This window comes from Pelagicoccus sp. SDUM812005, assembly GCF_031127875.1.
Lineage (GTDB): Bacteria > Verrucomicrobiota > Verrucomicrobiia > Opitutales > Opitutaceae > Pelagicoccus.
The window spans coordinates 34,241-51,902 of sequence record NZ_JARXIA010000015.1 but is presented as its reverse complement, the minus strand read 5'-3'; the positions used below and the strand labels follow the sequence as shown (position 1 = coordinate 51,902).

Here is a 17,662-nt window from a genome sequence, read left to right as displayed (position 1 = left end):
GGGCATAGGCTTTGCTTAGTGCGAGGCATGATTGATGATCTGATGCAGCGCGAAAATTATGTCCTAGCTAAAAAGCTGTTGGACGTATCCCACGCAAAGCAGAACGCGATCGCCTCGAACCTGGCGAACGTGGAGACCCCGGGCTACAAGCGCATGGACATCGAGACCAGTTTCGATGCCCAGCTGAAGCGGGCGGCCGCGTCGAACGACGTGCAGGGGATCCGCGACCTCGAGTTCCGCACTGTGCAGGACCTGAACTCGCCGAACCAGCGAGCGGACGGAAACAACGTGCAGATCGACCAGGAGCTGCTCGCTATGCAGAAGAACGCCATCCAGTACGAATTTCTCGCGACCTATACCTCTACTTCGCTCAACCGTCTGCAGACCGCCATTTCCGGCAGAATCTAAACGATCACCTCTCTTAGATAGATACGCGCTATGAACTTAATGCCAGGAATCGACTCAACTTCTTCTGCCCTGCAGGCAGAGAAGCTTCGCATGGACATCATTGGGCAAAATATCGCCAACGCCCACACCACCCGTGGAGCGGACGGAAAGCCCTACCAGCGCCAGACGGTTCAGTTCGAAGCGAAGCTCTTGGAGCTCGGTCGCGACCAGAACGGACAGATGCAAACGGCTCAGGGCGTTAACGTCCGCAACATCGTCACCGACGAGACCGCCGGGCCGCTCGTCTTCAATCCCGGCCATCCCGACGCCGACGATAAAGGCATGGTTCGTCTGCCGAACGTAAACCTGACTCATGAGATGGTTGATCTGATTTCCGCCTCCCGCTCTTACGAAGCGAACCTGCAAGTTGTCCGCACTTCCAAGCAAATGGCTCAGCAAGCTCTGAAGATCGGCAAGCACTAGTAATCATTTTCCGAATACCACTTTCCTATACCGATAGCGCCCACTCCACATGATAGACTCCGTATCCAATCTAGCAGCGCAACAGCTTTTCAAAACCAACCAGCTAGAGCATCAAAAGAAGCTGCAAAGCGTTGAGTTTCCCAATCCAACCGAATCCCTCAATCGGACTTCCGAGGCAAAGTCCTTCGAAGGCATTGTCGGCAAGTTCGTGGGCGAGGTGGATGCCAAGCACAAGGTCGCGGTAGCGGAGTCAAACAGGGTTCTACTCGGCGAAGCCGACAACGTTCACCAAGCCATGATCGCCAGCCAGGAGGCAGGAGTCGCCTTCAACATGATGGTCGAAGTTCGCAACAAACTCGTTCAGTCCTATCAGGAACTGATGAAGATGCCAGTGTAGTTAAGCTACAAATACGATAGAGATTAACTACTATGGGAAAACAATTTAAAGAAATCTGGCAGTCGTTGGGAGCCAACCAACGCATCTCGCTCATCCTTGCTTCCGGCCTGGTAGTCCTCGCCATGATCGGCATGATGATCTGGGCGGCCCAGCCGGACCTGCAGCTGCTCTACGGTAAGCTTTCGCCTGAGGAGGCGGGCAAGATCGTGGCCAAGCTCGAGCAAAAGGGAATCAAGTTCGAGACCGGAGCTGGAGGCAACTCCATCTACGTGGAATCTTCCCAAGTGCATCGCCTCCGCATGGAGCTCGCGACCGAGGGCATCCCCGCTGGCGGAAGCGGCCCGGGCTTCGAGCTTTTCGACGAAGGTAGCTTCGGCATCAGCGATTTCGTGCAACGTACCAATTTCCTTCGCGCCGTTCAGGGAGAGCTCTCCCGTACCATCTCCCAGTTTGACGGTATCGAGTCCGCCCGCGTCATGGTGGTCATGCCGGAGAATCGTTTGCTTTCCCGTAGCGAAGGCCAGGACCGTCCGACCGCTTCGGTTTTCGTAGACGGCGGCGGCTTGACCACGAGCACCGTAAATTCCATTCGCCACCTCGTGGCCAACGCCATCCAGCGCCTCAACGTCAATGACGTGGTTGTCGTCGACAGCATGGGCACTGTATTGAGCGAGGAACTACGCAGCGACGGACTGGGTGGCGGCATGAGCAGCGATGTCATGAAGTACCGCAAGTCGATGGAGAGCTACTTCACGAACAAGGTTCAGTCCATGCTCGATCGGGTGTTGGGGCCCAACCAGTCCGAAGTACGGGTCGCGGTCGATATCGATACCGCCTCGGTGCAGACCACGGAAAAGATATTCGATCCCGAGAGCCAAGTGGCTCGCTCGCTCATTACGGATGACGACTCCCAGATCGAGCGCGAGACTTCGGGCGACGGTTCTACGACCGCTGCGGGGATCACTGCCAACACCCCAGGGACAGGCGGCGCTGGTGGCTCGTTTTCGACGATTAAGGAGCGCGAGGACAAGAACAAGACCCGCACCGAAAACTACGAGATCAACGAGCGCGTGGTTAGCAGCGTGCAAAGCCCCGGTTCGATCAAGCGCTTGACCGCTTCCCTTGTAGTTGCGAAGCGGATGCAGGACGTCGGCGGCAAGATGGATTTCGTAACCCGTAGCCCGGAAGAGCTCCAGGAATTGACCGACATCGTTCTGACCGCTCTAGGCATCCAACTCGCCCCCGGGCAGCAGGCAAGCGACTTTGTCACCGTAAAGGAAATGGCCTTCGCGGCGGATCCTTTCGAGGATCACGGCGAGCTGCTGAAGGAGGAAGCGAACTTCCAGCGCTATTTCGAAATGGGCAAGAACGGCGTGGGAGCGCTGCTCGGTTTAGGAGTTATTCTCTTCTTCATGCAGATGCTCAAGCGCTACAAGCCCGAGAAGATTTCTATCGAGGTGCTGCAGCCCGATCAAATGCTTGAGACCCGCAAGATGGAAGACACCAGCGTGGTTACCCCAGAGATGCTTAACGAACTCATTCGCCAGAAGCCCGCCAACATCGGCGTATCGCTGCGCGAATGGATTGGAGAGGAAGTCAATAAGAAGTAGTTCCTATGTCTGCTGATTACAAAAGCCTTTCACGCGTGCAACGCCTCGCCACCTTTCTGGTGGTGATCGGTCCGGAAGCCGCTGCCCATGTCCTCAAGGAGTTCGACGACGAATCCATCGAGATCATCTGTAAGGAGATGACCAATATCTCCGCGATCGAGACCGACCTGCAAAAGGCCGCGGTCGAGGAGTTTTCGAGCTTCATTCTCTCGAGCTACGGCTCCTTGCTGGGCGGCCCGCTCTACACGCGCCGCGCCCTCGAGATCGCCAAGGGCGACTTTAAGGCGACCAGCATCTTGGAGCGTATCGCGCCGACCAGCAACTCGGCGGAGGTTATCAAGGAGATCGAGCAGATGGAGCCGCGTCAGATCTTTAATATGATCAAGACCGAACAGGCTCAGACCATCGCCTTCGTGCTTTCCTATCTGGAACGAGACAAGGCCGGCCCGATTCTCGGCATGTTCAATCACGAAGTGCGCGAGGAAGTGATCGAGCGCCTTGGCATCATGGAGCCAACGTCCTTGGAATTGATCAACAAGGTAGCCAACGCTCTCTCTAAGAATTTGGATACGAAGCAGAAGACCACGCTCAACAAGAGCGGCGGCATTCGTATGGTGGCGGATTTGCTCAACACGCTCGAGAAGGAGGACAGCAAGTCTATCCTTACCAATATCGAAGAGCGCAACCCATCTCTCGGGGCCGAGATTCGCAAGAAGATGTTCAGCTTCGAGGACCTGTCTCGCCTCGAGCTCCCAGACTTGCAGCGCATCATGCGCGAGGTGGATTCCGGCGACCTTATCATCGCGCTCAAGTCCGCGACCGAATCGCTGCGCGACTCCGTCATGGAGGCGGTATCGAAGCGGGCTGCGGAGACCTTGAAGGAAGAGCTCGAAATGATGGGCCCAGTCAAGCTGACCGAAGTGGAAGCAGCTCAGGAACGCGTTATCCAAGTGGTGCGCAGACTCGAAGAACAAGAGGAGATCTCACTCGATGGTGGCGGCCAAACAGTCTAAGCAACATCGCCTCGTACTCGAGGATAAGCTGGTATCCCTCTCGGTTGCCTACGACGGCATGCCGCGTGTGGATAGCCAGGCCCACAAGCAAGAGGTGGACGCGTCCTATAAGACCGGATACGAGGATGCGAGCTCCCAGTACAATCAGCAGATCATCGATTTTCGTTCCGAGATCAATTCCTTGCGGGAAGGCACCTTCTCGCAGTTGGAAAACAAGTTCGCCACCATCGTCGGCGAAGCCCGCGAAGCGCTCATGACGCTCACTTACGAATGCGTTAAGCAAACGCTGGGCGGCTTCGAGATGCCGGCCGAAGCGGTGGAAGCGGTCGTGGAAGGCGTGGTTAAGGAAGCGGGGCTCGAAGACGAGCGCATGCAGGTACGCCTGCACTCGGCGGATATCGCGCTCTTGTCCGAGCTCGACTCCGACCTGAGAGCCAAGCACCCGGGGCTCGAGTTCGTGCCGGACGACATGCTGCGTCGAGGCGATTGCGTCCTCTCCAGCCGTTTCGGCAAGATCGATGGAACGCTTTCCAATAAACTTCAAAAGCTAGGGGAGAGCTTGCGTCCCTCATGAACCGCTTGCTTCCAGATTGGGCCTCCGATATCGGAGCTCGTGTTGGCGCTTTGGATACGCTTAGCCACCTCGGCAAGGTTGCCCAGGTGACTGGTTTGATCGTCGAGTCCGAAGGACCGCAGGCGAGCTTGGGCGAGGTTTGCGAAATCACTTCGCCGGGAACTTCGGTCAAGGTTTATGCGGAGGTCGTCGGCTTCCGCGAACAACGTATTTTGCTGATGCCTTTGGGCGATGTCGCGGGCGTGCACCCGGGCTGCGACGTGAAGCTGAGCAGCGGCTTCAACAAAGTCCCTGCTGGCAACGAAGTGCTCGGTCGCGTGGTGGATGGCCTAGGGCGTCCGATCGACGGAATCGGCCCGATGCACTACCAGACGCCCAGTTCGCAGACCGGCAAGATCCCGAATCCACTTTTGCGTCGTCGCATTTCGGAACCCTTCAACACGGGGGTGAAGGCGATCGACCTCTTTTCTCCGGTAGGGGAGGGGCAGCGCATGGGCGTGTTCGCAGGCTCCGGCGTGGGCAAGTCGACCTTGCTCGGCATGCTGGCTCGCGGTTCCAAGGCGGACGTCAACGTGATCGCCCTCGTGGGTGAGCGTGGTCGCGAGTTGCGCGAATTCATCGAGAAGGATCTCGGTCCGGAAGGCATGGCTCGCACGGTGGTGGTAGTGGCGACCTCCGACCAGTCGGCGCCGATGCGTTTGCGGGCGGCGAACATGGCGACGAGCATCGCCGAGAACTTCCGCGATGCCGGCAAAAAAGTCCTCTTCCTGATGGACTCCGTTACGCGCTATGCGATGGCTCAGCGCGAGGTCGGCTTGGCTGTGGGAGAACCGCCTGCCAGCCGCGGCTACACGCCATCCGTCTTTTCCATGTTGCCTCGTTTGCTCGAGCGCACCGGAAACTCCGACAAGGGCTCGATCACCGCTTTCTACACCGTCTTGGTGGAAGGCGACGACTTGAACGAGCCGATTGCCGACACCGTGCGCGGTATCCTCGACGGGCACATCGTGCTTTCGCGCCAGCTGGCTACGGCGAACCATTTCCCTGCCATCGACGTGCTCGAAAGCATCAGCCGTTTGAGAAACGACATTTCCAGCGAAGAGGAACTCGCCACTGCGGGACTCGCTCGCGACTACCTCGCTCTGTATCGAAAGAATGAGGACATCGTAAATCTTGGCGCCTACGTGCGAGGTACCAACCAGAGGATCGATGCCGCCATCATCGCCAACGAGCGCGTGATGAACTACTTGAAACAAGGGTACACCGAGAACGTCCCTCGGGAAGAAAGTTACCAGAAACTCTCTGCTCTGATCCGATGAAAAAATTTAGCTTCAACTTAGACCCGCTGCTCGCGCTTAGGGAACGCGACGAGCAAAACGCCCGCAATGCTCTTTCGGAAGTCAACGCCCAGGTCGAGCGGATCAACCAGCACATCGCGAAACTCGAAGACTCGGTGACCGGGACCTACGCGTCCTGGGATGGACAGAGCGGTCGACGCTTTTCGCCTATGGATCGCATGGGCTTGTCCCATCAGGTGGCCGACTTGAAGCGGCAGGCGGACGAAGCCCGCAAGTTGATGCAAAAGGCCCAGGAGCGTCGCTCCAAGGCCATGCAAGCGCTGCAGGAAGCGACCCGTAACCGCAAGATCGTGACCAACCTGAAGGAAAAGCGCTTCAAGGAATACACTGCTGAGGTTGAAAAGCAGGAAGCAACCGAGATCGAAGACATTTATAACGCGCGGAGGAGCGCTATCTAGTCGTTATGCAAATGCTATCCAAACCACTGGTAATCGCGCTGCTTGCCCTCGTCCTGATGGTAGGGACGCAATTCGTAGCCTTGAAGATGTACTGGACGGAACTCTTTCCGGAGCCGCAGGCAACCGCCCTCGTGGTCAAGCGCGAGGAGCCTAAGCCCTTCGAGTGGGGCTTCGCCTCCGAATACATTTCGCAGCTCGAGCGGGAGCTGCACAAGCGTATCATGATGTTGGATGCGCGGGAAGAGGAGCTCAACGCTTACGAAGCTCGCCTCGGTTCGGACCGGGCTGAGATCGAGGAAATCAAAAAAGAGGTGGAGCTCATGCGCGAGAACCTCTTGGAGGGGGTCGTAAGGCTCGAGGCGGACGAGGTGGAAAACCTCAAGCGCTTGGCCAAGGTCTATGCGACGCTGACTCCGGACGCTACCGTAAATATCTTTCGCGACCTCGACGACGCAACCGTCGTCAAGATCCTCTTTTTCATGAAATCCGACACTGTGGGAGCTGTCCTCCAAGAGATGGCTACTGCGAACGGCGGGATTGCGGAGCAGGTGCGCCGCGCTGCCAAAATCTCCGATATGCTCCGTCTCTTCACGGACACTTCGAAGGATAACTTAGCACAAAGATAATCATGCCAATAGAGCCTACCAGCGTATCTAAACCAGCGATACGCGAAGTCGAATCGACGTCCGCCAACTTTGGTACTTGGACGTCCATGCAAGGAAGCTCTACCGGAGGCAAGGATCGCCCCCTTAACAGCCTTTGGGAAAAAGCCATCAATGGCGCCCAGAAGCTTTTTGGTTCAGACAAGTCTGGATCGGCCATGCTCGACGAGCAGGGCGAACAGGAAGAAAGCTCCGAATCGAGCTCCGCTCGAGCTTCGGGTGGCGAACAAAGTTTTGATACCTCCAGCGGTTTCTCCGGTCGTCGCTTCGGCAGCTTCGGCGGCGCGGCGTTTGGCGGGAACACCTTTGGATCGGTGGCGACTTCCCGCGCTGCAGCGGATACGAATCGCAACGAAATGGAGCCCGCTTCCTCCTTCGACGCTCCGAAGGCGAAAGCTGACTACACTCAAAAGGAAGTCGCTCAGGAACGGCCGCAAGTTTCCGAAGCGCCTGAAAAGGCGAAGGTGGCAGTCGAGGACCTGTCCGAAGAGGATGCCGCCTCGAACAAGGGTAAGGCCCTCGATGCGAGCGCGGCCAAGCTCGCTCGGAAGGGGACTGCTGGCTCAGCTCCCGTCGCTCCTCCTCCTCTGGTCACGCCATCGCCGGTGATCGCTGAAACGGTGGCAGCGGCTGCGGTTCAGCAAAATATCACCGCGTCGGTGGCTCAAGCAACCACGGAGTCGTCTGCGAATCTATCTTCAACCCCAGCAACGCTTCAGACTCCTGCCACCCCAGTAGCCGTTAGCCAGCAGGCAACCGCTACTCAAACTCAAGCGAGTAGCGCTGCCGCAACTACGCAGGCAGCAGCTCAGTCCCAAGCGAAGGGCCAAGCAGTTGCCCAGTCTCCCGTGGCAGGCAATTCCGCTGCAACGCCTGCGCCGGCCCAGAGCGGCGAGGTGAAGGAGCAGACGCCAGTGAATCCCGCGCCTGCGACGAAGCCTATGCAAGTCGCGAAGCCGGAAGGCGAGAAAGCTCAGCTGCCTTTAGCCGAGTCGGCGCCTAAGCCGGAAAAGCCGATGGCTCCCGCCGCCACTGAGGCTCCGGTTGCCAAGTCGGCTTCCGAAACGCAGATTTTGAGCAAGGAGCAGGGCGCTCCTGCTAAGGACGCGGCCGCAGCGAAAGATAGTCTTGGCTTCGACTTAGCGAAGGCAAAGGAAGCCGTGGCGGAAGGGCTGTCGAAGGCCGCCGCTAAGACCGCGGCTCCTGCGCCGGCGACCGTTTCCCAGCAAGCGTCGGCGTCTTCAGCAGCCCAGTCAGCCGCCGATGCATCGCCTAAGTCAGCTCCTATGGGAGACCTGGGCGCGTCTCGTACGCTGGAAGCTGCAAACGCTGAAGCGAAGGATGTTGCCGCGACGGACGCTTCCAAGCGCGATCAAAGCCTGGGCGCCCAGCAACGCGCCGCCACAGCCAAGGCGGCTAACGAGAACGCCAATCCCGCTCGCAGCGGAGCTCAGGAAGGGGCTGGTTTCGACGCGAAGCTGGCTCAGGGCGCCGCAGCCGCCAAAGCGAATGCCAACCAATTCGCTCGCGAGTCGGCCGTAGCGGCTGCTAATCGAAGCCAACCTGTCGCTGCCCAAGCGAAGGCGGGCTCGAACGCGACCAACGCTCCCGCTCCGGCAGGTGTGACGGGCGTCTCGGGTGGACAAGGCTTGGCTAGCGGTCCCGCTGCCCAGAATTCCCAACGCGGAAACTCTCAAAACTCGGAGGGCGATCCCGCCGCCAAGCAAGATTTCGGCGCGGCCTTGAAGCAGGCTTCCACGAGCAAGGGGAGCGAAAAGCCGTTGGACGGAGGGCAATCCTTCGATGCCAAGGTAGAAGCTGCCGCGAACCGCCGTTCCGAAGCGGCCAGCAAGGCTCGCCAAACCTCTTACGTCAGCAAGACCGCAGCCGAGGTGAAGGAAGTGGTCGCTACCTTGACCAAGAGCATCGATCGCCTCGTCACCGACAAGAGCGGAGCGATGAACTTGAAGATCAACTTCGAAGGGGGCGGCAGCCTCAAGCTCAGCATTTCCATGGAAGGCGGAAAGGTAGCCACCTCCATGCAGACCGATGTGGTCGGACTCGAAGGCGCCATCAAGGCGAATTGGGGAGAGTTGGCCAACGATTGGAATCAAAAGGGAGTGAAGCTCGCCACGCCGCATTTCCAGAATTCCGAATCTGGCAAGGACTCCTCCTTCGAAAACTTCAGCGAGTTTGCCTCCAAGCAGGAACGCCAGGGCGAAGGACGTATGGGCGAGGGACGCGGTCGTGGAGCCGGACAGAATTCCGGCGCTCGCGGTTTCTCCAGCGGGACCTCCGAGCAAGGCGAAACCCGCGAACGGGGAACCGAGCAAGCGGCGGAAGTCATTTCCGACAAGGAGCTCAAGACCTACGCTTAGCCGACAACATAACTTTTCGAACACGCGTACATTGTTCGAGACTGGAACGGGGATCCCATGCGGGGTCCCCGTTTCTTCTTTTCTGAGCGGGGGCGGCGCGCCGTAGCGGTCGTTGATCTGTTCTCTGCGGTCGCGGGCTGAAGCTCCGCGCTACGGGTGCCGCAGGCACGCTTTTCCCTCCTTCTGGGCAGTTCTTGCCGCTGTGGGAAAAAGGGATTAGCGGGAATAAATGTTACATTTTAAGATGCTGATAAATAGTGGGTTGCGTGTGTTTGTGGGAAGTTGGCATCGCTGTTGCTTAGAAGAGGTCAGTCAAAAACGTACGCGAACAACAAGAACCTCCATATTGACCCAACCCAATGCCAGTAGACGCAATAGGCAGTACAGCACAGACTCTTGACGGAGTCACGACGACGAGCTCGGGCAGCTCGGGACAGGACCGTGTTGAACAACAGGCCCTCGGACAGGACGAATTCTTCAAGTTGCTTACGACTCAGCTCGCGTCGCAAGACCCGCTCGAGCCCATGGAAGACACGGCCTTTATCGCTCAGATGGCGAGCTTCAGCCAGCTCGAGATGACTTCTGAAATGACCAAGAGCTTCGACAAGATGAGCCAGGTGCAGCAGTTCGCTTCTGCCCACGGCTACATCGGCAAGACAGTGAGCCTCTCAACCGGCGAGGAGGGCATGGTCACTTCGGTGGAGCGCCAGAACGGCGAGACCATTGTATTTCTAGACGGTAGCAACACCAACGGGCGTAGCGTCGACAATATCTTCCGAGTCGCTCCCGGCGGTGGAGACACTGGCGCGGTCAGCTCTTCCAAGCAGGTATCCAGCGATATCGCTCAAGCGGTAGCGGATGCGATCACCCAGGCGGCCCAGACAATTACCGAACCCTTCGTCGGCGAGCAGAGCTCCGACTAGGCAGCATTTTCGATCACCCTCATTTTCCAACCAGCAACAATTTAAAACTCACTAATTAATCATGGCATTTGGAGCACTCAGCAGCGGAATCAGCGCCCTCAACAGTTTCTCGAAAGGGATGGAGGTCATCGGTAACAACATCGCGAATGTTAACACCGTCTCGTTCAAGTCTTCCCGTATCAAGTATTCGGAGACGTTCAATCAGGTCCTCAAGCAATCCGCTCCGTCGCCGGCAAGCGGCGATCGCTCGAACGTGCAGGCGTCCCAAGTGGGCTTGGGCGTGCAGGTGGAAGGCATCGTGGGCCAGTTCCACCAAGGTGGACTTTCCTCGACCAACCAATTGACCGACCTCGCTATCCAGGGTGAAGGTTTCTTCCTCGTAGAGGACCCGAAAACGAACACCCAGTACGCGACTCGTGGCGGCGATTTCCGTATCGATGACCAAGGTTACTTGGTGACCAGTGGCGGCATGCGGGTGCGAGGTTTGACCGGTGGTTCTATCGGCTACGAAGTTGACGTAGACGCAAACGGTAAGATGAACTTCGTCGTCAACGAGGATACGCAGACGGGAACGATCCGCCCTTCCGAATATGATTATATTCGCTTGGACTATAATGTGGGCGATGCTGAAGTGTACGATGAAGCGTTCCAGAGTGGCGGTCAGAAGCGTAATACAGTGATGTATACGAATCACCTTATCGGTGAAACCTCATCGGGCTCGACCACTTGGGGAAGCGCGACTCTCAATGGTGATGGCACCATCGATACGAGTTCGGTCGTATATGGAGCGGATGCTGAGAATCCGCATAGAGTGGGCGCTTTCGTTTTTGACGATTTGGATACTCCGACTGAAATCACGGGTGTCACTGGTTGGCATGCTTTCATGGAGGATGCGGTGACGAATCTGAAGACTCTAAGGAACGTGAGCGACCAGGGAAGTCTTTCGGGAGTCGTAACCGATGCTGAAATCGAACAGGCGGTGAGCAGCGATTTCTTCTATGCTATGTACGGTGCGGACATCGATGCGAATGACGCCATCACTCTAGATGGAAACGCAGTTCGAGATTTGTTCGCGGATTTATCGTCCGGAGGCGAGTTGTCTTGGGCGGCGAATATCGATGCAGCGGGTACCGTTGAATCGATAATGGCGACTTTCCCGCAATCATTGGACGAAGCCAAGGCGGTCGTATCGGCGGTCACTCGCGAGCAAACGCCGGAACTCAGCCGTTTCTCCATCGATGACGAGGGAGGGATCGTATACTTCTTGAACAACGGTGACAGCTTTAGCCGCGGCCAGATCCAACTCGTAGACTTCAACGATAAGACCGCCCTTATTCGCGAAGGCCAGAATTTGTATTCAGCTTTTGGAGCCGCCGGTCTGAAGGAGAATCCGTATGGAGAGAACACCGAAGGCCTGCAGGTCGCAGGAACCAGTGGCCTGGGTGTTATCAAGCAGGGGGCCCTTGAGCTTTCCAACGTGGATCTCACCAACGAATTTGCCAACATGATCACCACGCAGCGTGGTTTCCAGGCGGGATCCCGTATCATCACGGTATCCGATGATATTCTTCAGGAAGTCGTAAACCTGAAGCGATAACCAACAACTAGGTAACCTAACCTAAAATAGTAGTAATAACCTCGAAGACTGAATAATATGGCAGAAGAACAAGCAGCTTCAGAAGCCCCACAACAGTCCGCGAAAGGTGGAGGAGGTAGCGGGATGATTCCCGCCCTCCTCGTTATCGTGCTCATGCCGGTGATTTCCTTCGCTATGTTCAAGTTCATGATCATCCCCATGATCAAGGCCGAGCTTCCCGAACCAGGGGAGGCCGCTCCGATTACGGCGGAAGATCTCTCGATCACGTACGACGAGTCCGGGGCTCAGCTCGAGTACTCCTTCGAGCCGGTTATCGCCAATGTGTTGGGTACCAGCCAAACGCGATTCGTGCAGGCCGTGTTTACCGTATACGGCAAGCATCCGGACTTCGTGGCTTTGATCGAAGCGAAGAAGGTGCGTTTGCGCGACCATGCGGACAGCGTCTTGGGAGGTCTAACCTTGGCCGATCTCGAGAAGCGCGAGATCAAGAACATCGTGCGCAACCAGCTGCGCGAAGGCTTCAACCACCACCTCGGCAAGCCGCTCGTCGAGGAAATCTATTTCGACTCCTTCGTAACGCAGTAGCAGGAACTGCATACCGATAAAACATGGCTGACGACGACCAGACAGAAGGCGAACTGCTAAACCAAACCGACATCGACGCTCTTATCCAAGAGGCGATGGAGGAACCGGAGGAGATCATTTACGATCCCGAAGGTAACAAGGTTAAGACCCCGAAGGGGACTCGCATCGAGCCTTACGACTTCCGCAACCCGATCTTCCTGACGGAAGTGGAGCTGCGTCGCGTCCGTATCCGCCATGAGGAATTTATCCGCTACCTCGCGGCTCGTCTCTCCATTTTCCTCCGTCTGGAATACTCGCTGAAGATGTCCCGTCTCTCGACGCTGACTTATAGCAAGTTCACGGAGACGATCCCGAACCCGGCCCACGTGGTGCTCTTCAAGATCGAGCAGCTCTTCGGGGTAGGCGTTATCGATATCAACCCGCGCTTGGCTCTCACCATGGTGGACCGCATGCTCGGGGGCAAGGGGCACTCCGTGCAAGGCGAGCGCTACCTGACCGAGATCGAGACGAACTTGGTCGACGACGTGGTGAGCATCGTACTCGAGGAATGGTGCCGCCAGTGGAAGTCCGAGCAGGAGCTCGATACCACTATCATCGGGCACGAAAGCAACGGACGTTTCTTGGAGACGTCTCCGGCGGATGCCATCATGCTGGTGCTTTCTATGGAAGCGGGAGTGGGGGACTGCTCCGAAACGATCCAGATCGGCCTGCCTTACTACACCTTGGAGCCGATCATCAAGCGCATGCACGAGGCCAAGGAGAAGGATCTCGGCTTGGACTTGGCTCAGTCGGAGAGCAGCTGGCAGTCGAGCTTCAACCAGATCGACATCCCTGTGCAAGCGGAGTGGGACGGCGATAGCCTTACCACCAAGGAAGTGCTGAACTTGCGTCCGGGCGACGTGATCCGCTTCCCCAAGAGCGTGCTTAAGAACACGCGTGTTAGACTTTCGAATACGATAAAATTTACTGGAGAGATCGGCTTGGAGAACAACCGGGTCGGCGTGAAACTTAATAAAAAAGTAGAAGAGGAATTGCCTGAAGAATGAACATGCTAGAAGAAACAAAGGACCTCGGCCTATTGATGGACGTGCGCGTGAAGCTCACGGTCCAGCTCGGATCTTGCCGCATGCCGATGCGGGAGGTCATGGAACTGGTGCCTGGCTCCGTGATCCAGCTTAACCAGGAAGCCAAGGACCCGGTCGGACTCTATATCAACGACAAGCTCATCGCCTACGGGGAAGTGGTCGTGGTGGAGGACAATTTCGGCATCAAGATAACCGAGATGGCCAATGGCTAGCAGGCGCCGCTGAGGCCGCCGTAGTATTTGATTGTATAACTGATATGTTTAAGAAGCCGTGCCCTTGTGAAGAGGGGCGCGGCTTCTTTGTGCCTGTATCGAATTCGACGAATGGCTGCTCGGGCTGGAAGACGGGGCCTTGGGAGAAGGTGGGGCGGTCGCTATAGAGAGCGGGTGATCGTATAACGATATAAGTGGCTAGGCGTGCGGATCGGCGGTTACGAGTTCTTCTAGGACGCCGACGGTGTCGGTTAGGGAATTCGCGAGCGCTCGTATGTCGGCTGCGTTGGCGGCGTTTTCCTCGGAGGATGCGGCGATGCCTTGGGTGACGCCGTTGAGTTGGGAAATGGCGGTATTGATTTGGGCGATCGAGTCGGTCTGTCGTTGCAGCGCGTTCTGGATCTCTACGACGGAGCTGAGGCATTCGTGGGAGGTGCCGACGATCGCGTTGAGGTTTTGGTTTACGCCGTCGTTGATCTTGGCGCCTTTGTTCGAGTTGGCGAGGGCCGCATTGATCTTGCTCGCGGTTTCCCGAGCGGCAGCGGAGCTTCGCATGGCGAGGTTGCGGACTTCGTCGGCTACGACTGCGAAACCTGCTCCTTGCTCTCCTGCCCGGGCTGCTTCCACGGCTGCGTTGAGGGCGAGTATATTGGTTTGCGAGGCGATGTCTTCCACCGTCTCCATTATTTTAGCTACCTCTTGGCTGGACTCCTGGATGAGGGCGACTGCTTCGTTCATGTTCTTCATCGCTTCCAGGCCGGAGTCGGCTTCGTCGCTGGTCTTGCCTGAAGACTGGGTGGCTGCGTCGATAAGCTGAACGTTGTTTTCCACTAGGTTTGTAATGCTTAGGATGGTGGCGCTGATTTGCTCGAGGGATGCGGCTTCCTGGCTCGATGCGTTCGCGAGGTTGATGCTGCCTTCGGCTAGGCTTTTCGCGGCAGCAGTGCTGCGATCCGACTTTTCCTTCAGAGTCGCTACGACCTGCTTGATCGGGTCGATGATCGATTTTCCGATCCGATAGGAGATCGTTGCCGAAAATATTATAGTGAAAAGCATCAGGCTGGTGAGCCAGTTTCTCGCGCTTTGCGACTTTTGTCTTTCTTGGGTGCTGAACTGGCTGGCGTTGCGGGCGAAGGCGTTGAGAGCCTTTTGGAAATCGTCGTCTACTTTATAATAATAGTTGCGGGTGTTCGCTGCGTACTTGTCGGTATTCGTTATAATAAGCGACTCGCCAGCCGGGACGGAGAGGGAGCGGAGATTTTTTGCGAGTTCGCTAAAGTGGGCGATGGCGTCGCTTTGTAGAAGCTCCTCCAGGACGGGAAGGTTTTCTCCATTCGCGAAACTTCGAATGATGCCGGTCTGGTTTTCGAAGGCGTCGTAGGAGGAAAGGGCATTGGTGCGTTCCGAGGGAGTTGCGTTGCCTCGATTGCAATAGGCGGCCATGAAGGTGCCGCGGGAGAGCATGAAGAAACGCTTCATGCGGAGGGCGCTCTGGATGCAAACCATCTGGCGTACGAGGTCAGGCTGGTTCGCTTCGCGGATGAGGATTGAGTAGAACTCGATTATCTTATCCTCGGCTTCTTCGAACTGGCTGCGATTTGGCCTTACCTTTCGATCCTCCAAGCTGCGGAGCCCTTCAATATACGCGAATGCGTCTTCGATGAGCCGGGAAGCATCGCGTAGTTCGTGGATGGCTTGCTGGAAATCCTGAGAGCCTACGCTTTCCCCAACTTGTTCGAGAAGGGGTTGGATGCTGGCGAACTCCTTGCGGACGCTGTCGATCTGCTTGGTGTAGATGTTCGTCCTAAAGAGGCTGAGGTCGTCGTAGAGCCCTTTCGATCGCGCGTAAGCCGAGGTGTAGTGCTTCGCGTTGTTCAAGCTGGAGTAGAGGGTCGCGGTGTTTTCGGATAGCTTCGCTAGGATTTCGAAGTCCCGTTGCTGGCTTGTGCGTTTCCAGGCGCTGACGGTGAGGATGAGTCCGAAGGTTGCCACTAGGGCGACCAGCGAGATGGATAGGACGGTGATTTTGGTATGAATTTTCTTTCCGAAGAGGCTCATGTGCGTGCTCGGGTGGGGTGTTTCTGGGGGAGGGGCGAAGGGGTTCCTCGCTTCCTAAAAACTATCGTCCCCTGCGATTATCGCTTAACGGGGGCCGAGTCTGATACTTATCAACACCGTATTAAAACCTGCGGTCCCCGGCTTCTGTGGAGTCCGGAAGCCGGTTTTTTGAAGGATTTTCCTCCCATTTCTGGAGCTGTCGGGGGGCGGAAACGGGACTAGGAGGCAGTTGCCCGGGGGCTCGGGCTTGCCCTAGGAAATATCTGCCTACACGACCATTTTTCGAATAACTTAAATCTTTTTTTGTTTTTTATCTTATTGGTTAGAAGTGGGTTAGCTTCGGGTAGGTTTGGTTGGCACCTGCGTTGCTAAGTTATGGGCGCACCAACCACCTATTTCCTATGTCATTCCGCAAAACCATTGCCGCGCTCTCTATCGCAGCGGCTTCAGCCCTTTGCCAGTTCGCCTCCGCAATCGACGGAGACGAGGTCATTGGCGGTCCTCGTCCTGCGGGAGAAGCGGGTGACGAGTCGTCGACTCAGGCCATGCAGGGCTTGTTCTCCGGGGACTCGGCCTCTTCGGGCGCCTTGATCACCTTGCTCGGCTACGCCGTCATCATCGGGGCCTTGGCGGTGGTGGTTTGGTTTCTCTTCCGCAGCGGCATCATTCGGAAGAACTTTTCCAAGTCGGAAGGGAAGCTGAAGATCGCGGAAACGCGCATGCTGGGCAATCGCCAGTTTCTCTCCGTGGTCGAATACGGCAGCCAAAAGATCCTGATCGGGGTCGGGCCGGGCAAGATCGACTACCTGACGACTTTGCAGAACAGCAGCGAGGAGTTCCCGGAAGTGGAAGCTCCCGAGGACGCCGCGAATCTAGGAGGGCAGGCGTGAAGCATCGTCTATCCGTTATCTGGATACTTTTGTTGGCTGTCTCCTTCGTGGGCGGGCTGTCGGCTCAGGATGCCCAAGACGCCGGTTCGATCGGCGGCACTGGCGTGCAGCTCAGCGTGAACATGGGCGGCGACGGCGGAACGCAGGACGTGGGAGCGGCGATTCAGGTCTTGCTCCTGATGACCTTGCTCACCTTGGGACCATCGATCGTGGTGCTAATGACCAGCTTCACCCGCATCATCATCGTGCTCGGATTCGTGCGTACCGCGATCGGCGTTCACCAAGCGCCTTCCAACCAGATCATCGTAGGCCTTTCCTTGATTATTACCTTCTTCATCATGCAGCCGGTTCTCAGCAATGTGAACGACAATGCGCTGCAGCCGCTGATGGCGAAGGAGATCACGACCATGGAAGCCTTCGAAGCGGGCTCGGGTCCCTTGCGCGACTTCATGTTGAAGCAAACTCAGGTGACCGATATCGAATTTTTCCTGGACCTGGCGGACTACGGTCCGACTACGGCTTCCGACCTGCCCATGCGGGTGGTGGTGCCGGCCTTCGTGATGAGCGAGATCCGCACGGCCTTCAAGATGGGCTTCTTGATCTTCCTCCCGTTCATCATGGTCGACTTCCTGGTCGGTACCACGCTGATGGCGATGGGTATGATGATGATGCCGCCGGTCGTAATCTCTCTCCCTTTTAAGCTCCTGCTCTTCGTCCTCGTGGACGGCTGGACGCTCGTAATTAAATCTCTGGTACAAAGCTTCAACATATGAACCTCGAAACCGCTATCGAACTTTTCCGTCAGGCTGTGACCAACGCGCTCATGCTGGTCAGCCCGATTCTCATTACCACGATCGTGGTCGGTTTGGTCATCAGCTTGATCCAGTCCGTCACCAGTATCCAAGAGCAGACGCTCTCCTTCGCTCCAAAGCTTTTCGCGGTGGGCGGGATCTTGATCATCGGATCCTCATGGCTGCTCAAAACCTTGATGGGATTCACCATCGAAATCTACCAGAAGATCCCCGAGGTCGCATTTTAGGAAGTAAACGGAA

At 56.9% G+C, this 17,662-nt stretch carries 19 protein-coding genes; 18 read left to right on the top strand and 1 reads right to left on the bottom strand.

The annotated features are described in order from the left end of the window. The first annotated feature begins 27 nt into the window (after nt 1-27). From flgB to fliN, 15 genes are all read left to right on the top strand, one after another. A complete protein-coding gene (gene flgB, locus QEH57_RS16840; protein WP_309007935.1) occupies nt 28-408 on the top strand; it encodes a flagellar basal body rod protein FlgB in 381 nt (126 codons plus the stop codon). 30 nt (nt 409-438) lie between these two features. Next, nucleotides 439-870: a flagellar basal body rod protein FlgC gene (gene flgC / locus QEH57_RS16835; protein WP_309007934.1), complete on the top strand. Its 432-nt coding sequence runs from the start codon at nt 439-441 to the stop codon at nt 868-870. Nucleotides 871-919: 49 nt separating this feature from the next. Continuing rightward, nucleotides 920-1,267 (top strand): flagellar hook-basal body complex protein FliE, encoded by a 348-nt coding sequence (locus tag QEH57_RS16830; RefSeq protein ID WP_309007933.1) that lies wholly within the window; start codon nt 920-922, stop codon nt 1,265-1,267. Nucleotides 1,268-1,299: 32 nt separating this feature from the next. After that, entirely contained in the window at nt 1,300-2,877 is a 1,578-nt protein-coding gene (gene fliF / locus QEH57_RS16825; RefSeq protein WP_309007932.1) for a flagellar basal-body MS-ring/collar protein FliF, read from the top strand. A gap of 5 nt (nt 2,878-2,882) precedes the next feature. After that, nucleotides 2,883-3,890: a flagellar motor switch protein FliG gene (gene fliG, locus QEH57_RS16820; RefSeq protein ID WP_309007931.1), complete on the top strand. Its 1,008-nt coding sequence runs from the start codon at nt 2,883-2,885 to the stop codon at nt 3,888-3,890. After that, nucleotides 3,868-4,464, top strand: coding sequence for a FliH/SctL family protein (locus QEH57_RS16815; protein ID WP_309007930.1), 597 nt, complete (start codon nt 3,868-3,870; stop codon nt 4,462-4,464). Before fliG ends, QEH57_RS16815 begins: the two co-directional genes overlap by 23 nt. Then, nucleotides 4,461-5,783, top strand: coding sequence for a FliI/YscN family ATPase (locus QEH57_RS16810; RefSeq protein ID WP_309007929.1), 1,323 nt, complete (start codon nt 4,461-4,463; stop codon nt 5,781-5,783). The genes QEH57_RS16815 and QEH57_RS16810 overlap by 4 nt, the downstream gene beginning before the upstream one ends. Further along, entirely contained in the window at nt 5,780-6,220 is a 441-nt protein-coding gene (fliJ, locus tag QEH57_RS16805) for a flagellar export protein FliJ (protein WP_309007928.1), read from the top strand. Before QEH57_RS16810 ends, fliJ begins: the two co-directional genes overlap by 4 nt. A gap of 11 nt (nt 6,221-6,231) precedes the next feature. Beyond that, nucleotides 6,232-6,846: a hypothetical protein gene (locus tag QEH57_RS16800; RefSeq protein ID WP_309007927.1), complete on the top strand. Its 615-nt coding sequence runs from the start codon at nt 6,232-6,234 to the stop codon at nt 6,844-6,846. A gap of 2 nt (nt 6,847-6,848) precedes the next feature. After that, on the top strand, nt 6,849-9,260 hold the full coding sequence (locus QEH57_RS16795; protein WP_309007926.1) for a hypothetical protein: 2,412 nt from the start codon (nt 6,849-6,851) through the stop codon (nt 9,258-9,260). Nucleotides 9,261-9,619: 359 nt separating this feature from the next. Then, nucleotides 9,620-10,183: a flagellar hook capping FlgD N-terminal domain-containing protein gene (locus tag QEH57_RS16790; RefSeq protein WP_309007925.1), complete on the top strand. Its 564-nt coding sequence runs from the start codon at nt 9,620-9,622 to the stop codon at nt 10,181-10,183. Nucleotides 10,184-10,244: 61 nt separating this feature from the next. Further along, nucleotides 10,245-11,780, top strand: coding sequence for a flagellar hook-basal body complex protein (locus QEH57_RS16785; protein WP_309007924.1), 1,536 nt, complete (start codon nt 10,245-10,247; stop codon nt 11,778-11,780). Nucleotides 11,781-11,903: 123 nt separating this feature from the next. Then, on the top strand, nt 11,904-12,365 hold the full coding sequence (locus tag QEH57_RS16780) for a flagellar basal body-associated FliL family protein (protein WP_309007923.1): 462 nt from the start codon (nt 11,904-11,906) through the stop codon (nt 12,363-12,365). Nucleotides 12,366-12,388: 23 nt separating this feature from the next. Continuing rightward, nucleotides 12,389-13,411 carry a flagellar motor switch protein FliM gene (locus tag QEH57_RS16775; protein WP_309007922.1) on the top strand — a complete coding sequence of 341 codons (1,023 nt, stop codon included), beginning with the start codon at nt 12,389-12,391 and terminating at the stop codon, nt 13,409-13,411. A 2-nt stretch (nt 13,412-13,413) separates the two neighbouring features. Then, nucleotides 13,414-13,662 (top strand): flagellar motor switch protein FliN, encoded by a 249-nt coding sequence (fliN, locus tag QEH57_RS16770; protein WP_008102439.1) that lies wholly within the window; start codon nt 13,414-13,416, stop codon nt 13,660-13,662. Nucleotides 13,663-13,860: 198 nt separating this feature from the next. On the opposite strand, the gene QEH57_RS16765 is transcribed toward fliN, so the two are convergent. Beyond that, nucleotides 13,861-15,720, bottom strand: coding sequence for a methyl-accepting chemotaxis protein (locus QEH57_RS16765; protein ID WP_309007921.1), 1,860 nt, complete (start codon nt 15,718-15,720; stop codon nt 13,861-13,863). Nucleotides 15,721-16,121: 401 nt separating this feature from the next. On the opposite strand from QEH57_RS16765, the gene QEH57_RS16760 reads away from it, so the two are divergent. The 3 genes from QEH57_RS16760 to fliQ are packed head-to-tail and all read left to right on the top strand — an operon-like array spanning nt 16,122 to nt 17,649. After that, entirely contained in the window at nt 16,122-16,610 is a 489-nt protein-coding gene (locus QEH57_RS16760; RefSeq protein ID WP_309007920.1) for a flagellar biosynthetic protein FliO, read from the top strand. Further along, nucleotides 16,607-17,383 carry a flagellar type III secretion system pore protein FliP gene (fliP, locus tag QEH57_RS16755; protein ID WP_309007919.1) on the top strand — a complete coding sequence of 259 codons (777 nt, stop codon included), beginning with the start codon at nt 16,607-16,609 and terminating at the stop codon, nt 17,381-17,383. The genes QEH57_RS16760 and fliP overlap by 4 nt, the downstream gene beginning before the upstream one ends. Beyond that, nucleotides 17,380-17,649 carry a flagellar biosynthesis protein FliQ gene (gene fliQ / locus QEH57_RS16750; protein WP_309007918.1) on the top strand — a complete coding sequence of 90 codons (270 nt, stop codon included), beginning with the start codon at nt 17,380-17,382 and terminating at the stop codon, nt 17,647-17,649. The genes fliP and fliQ overlap by 4 nt, the downstream gene beginning before the upstream one ends. Nucleotides 17,650-17,662: the final 13 nt, after the last annotated feature.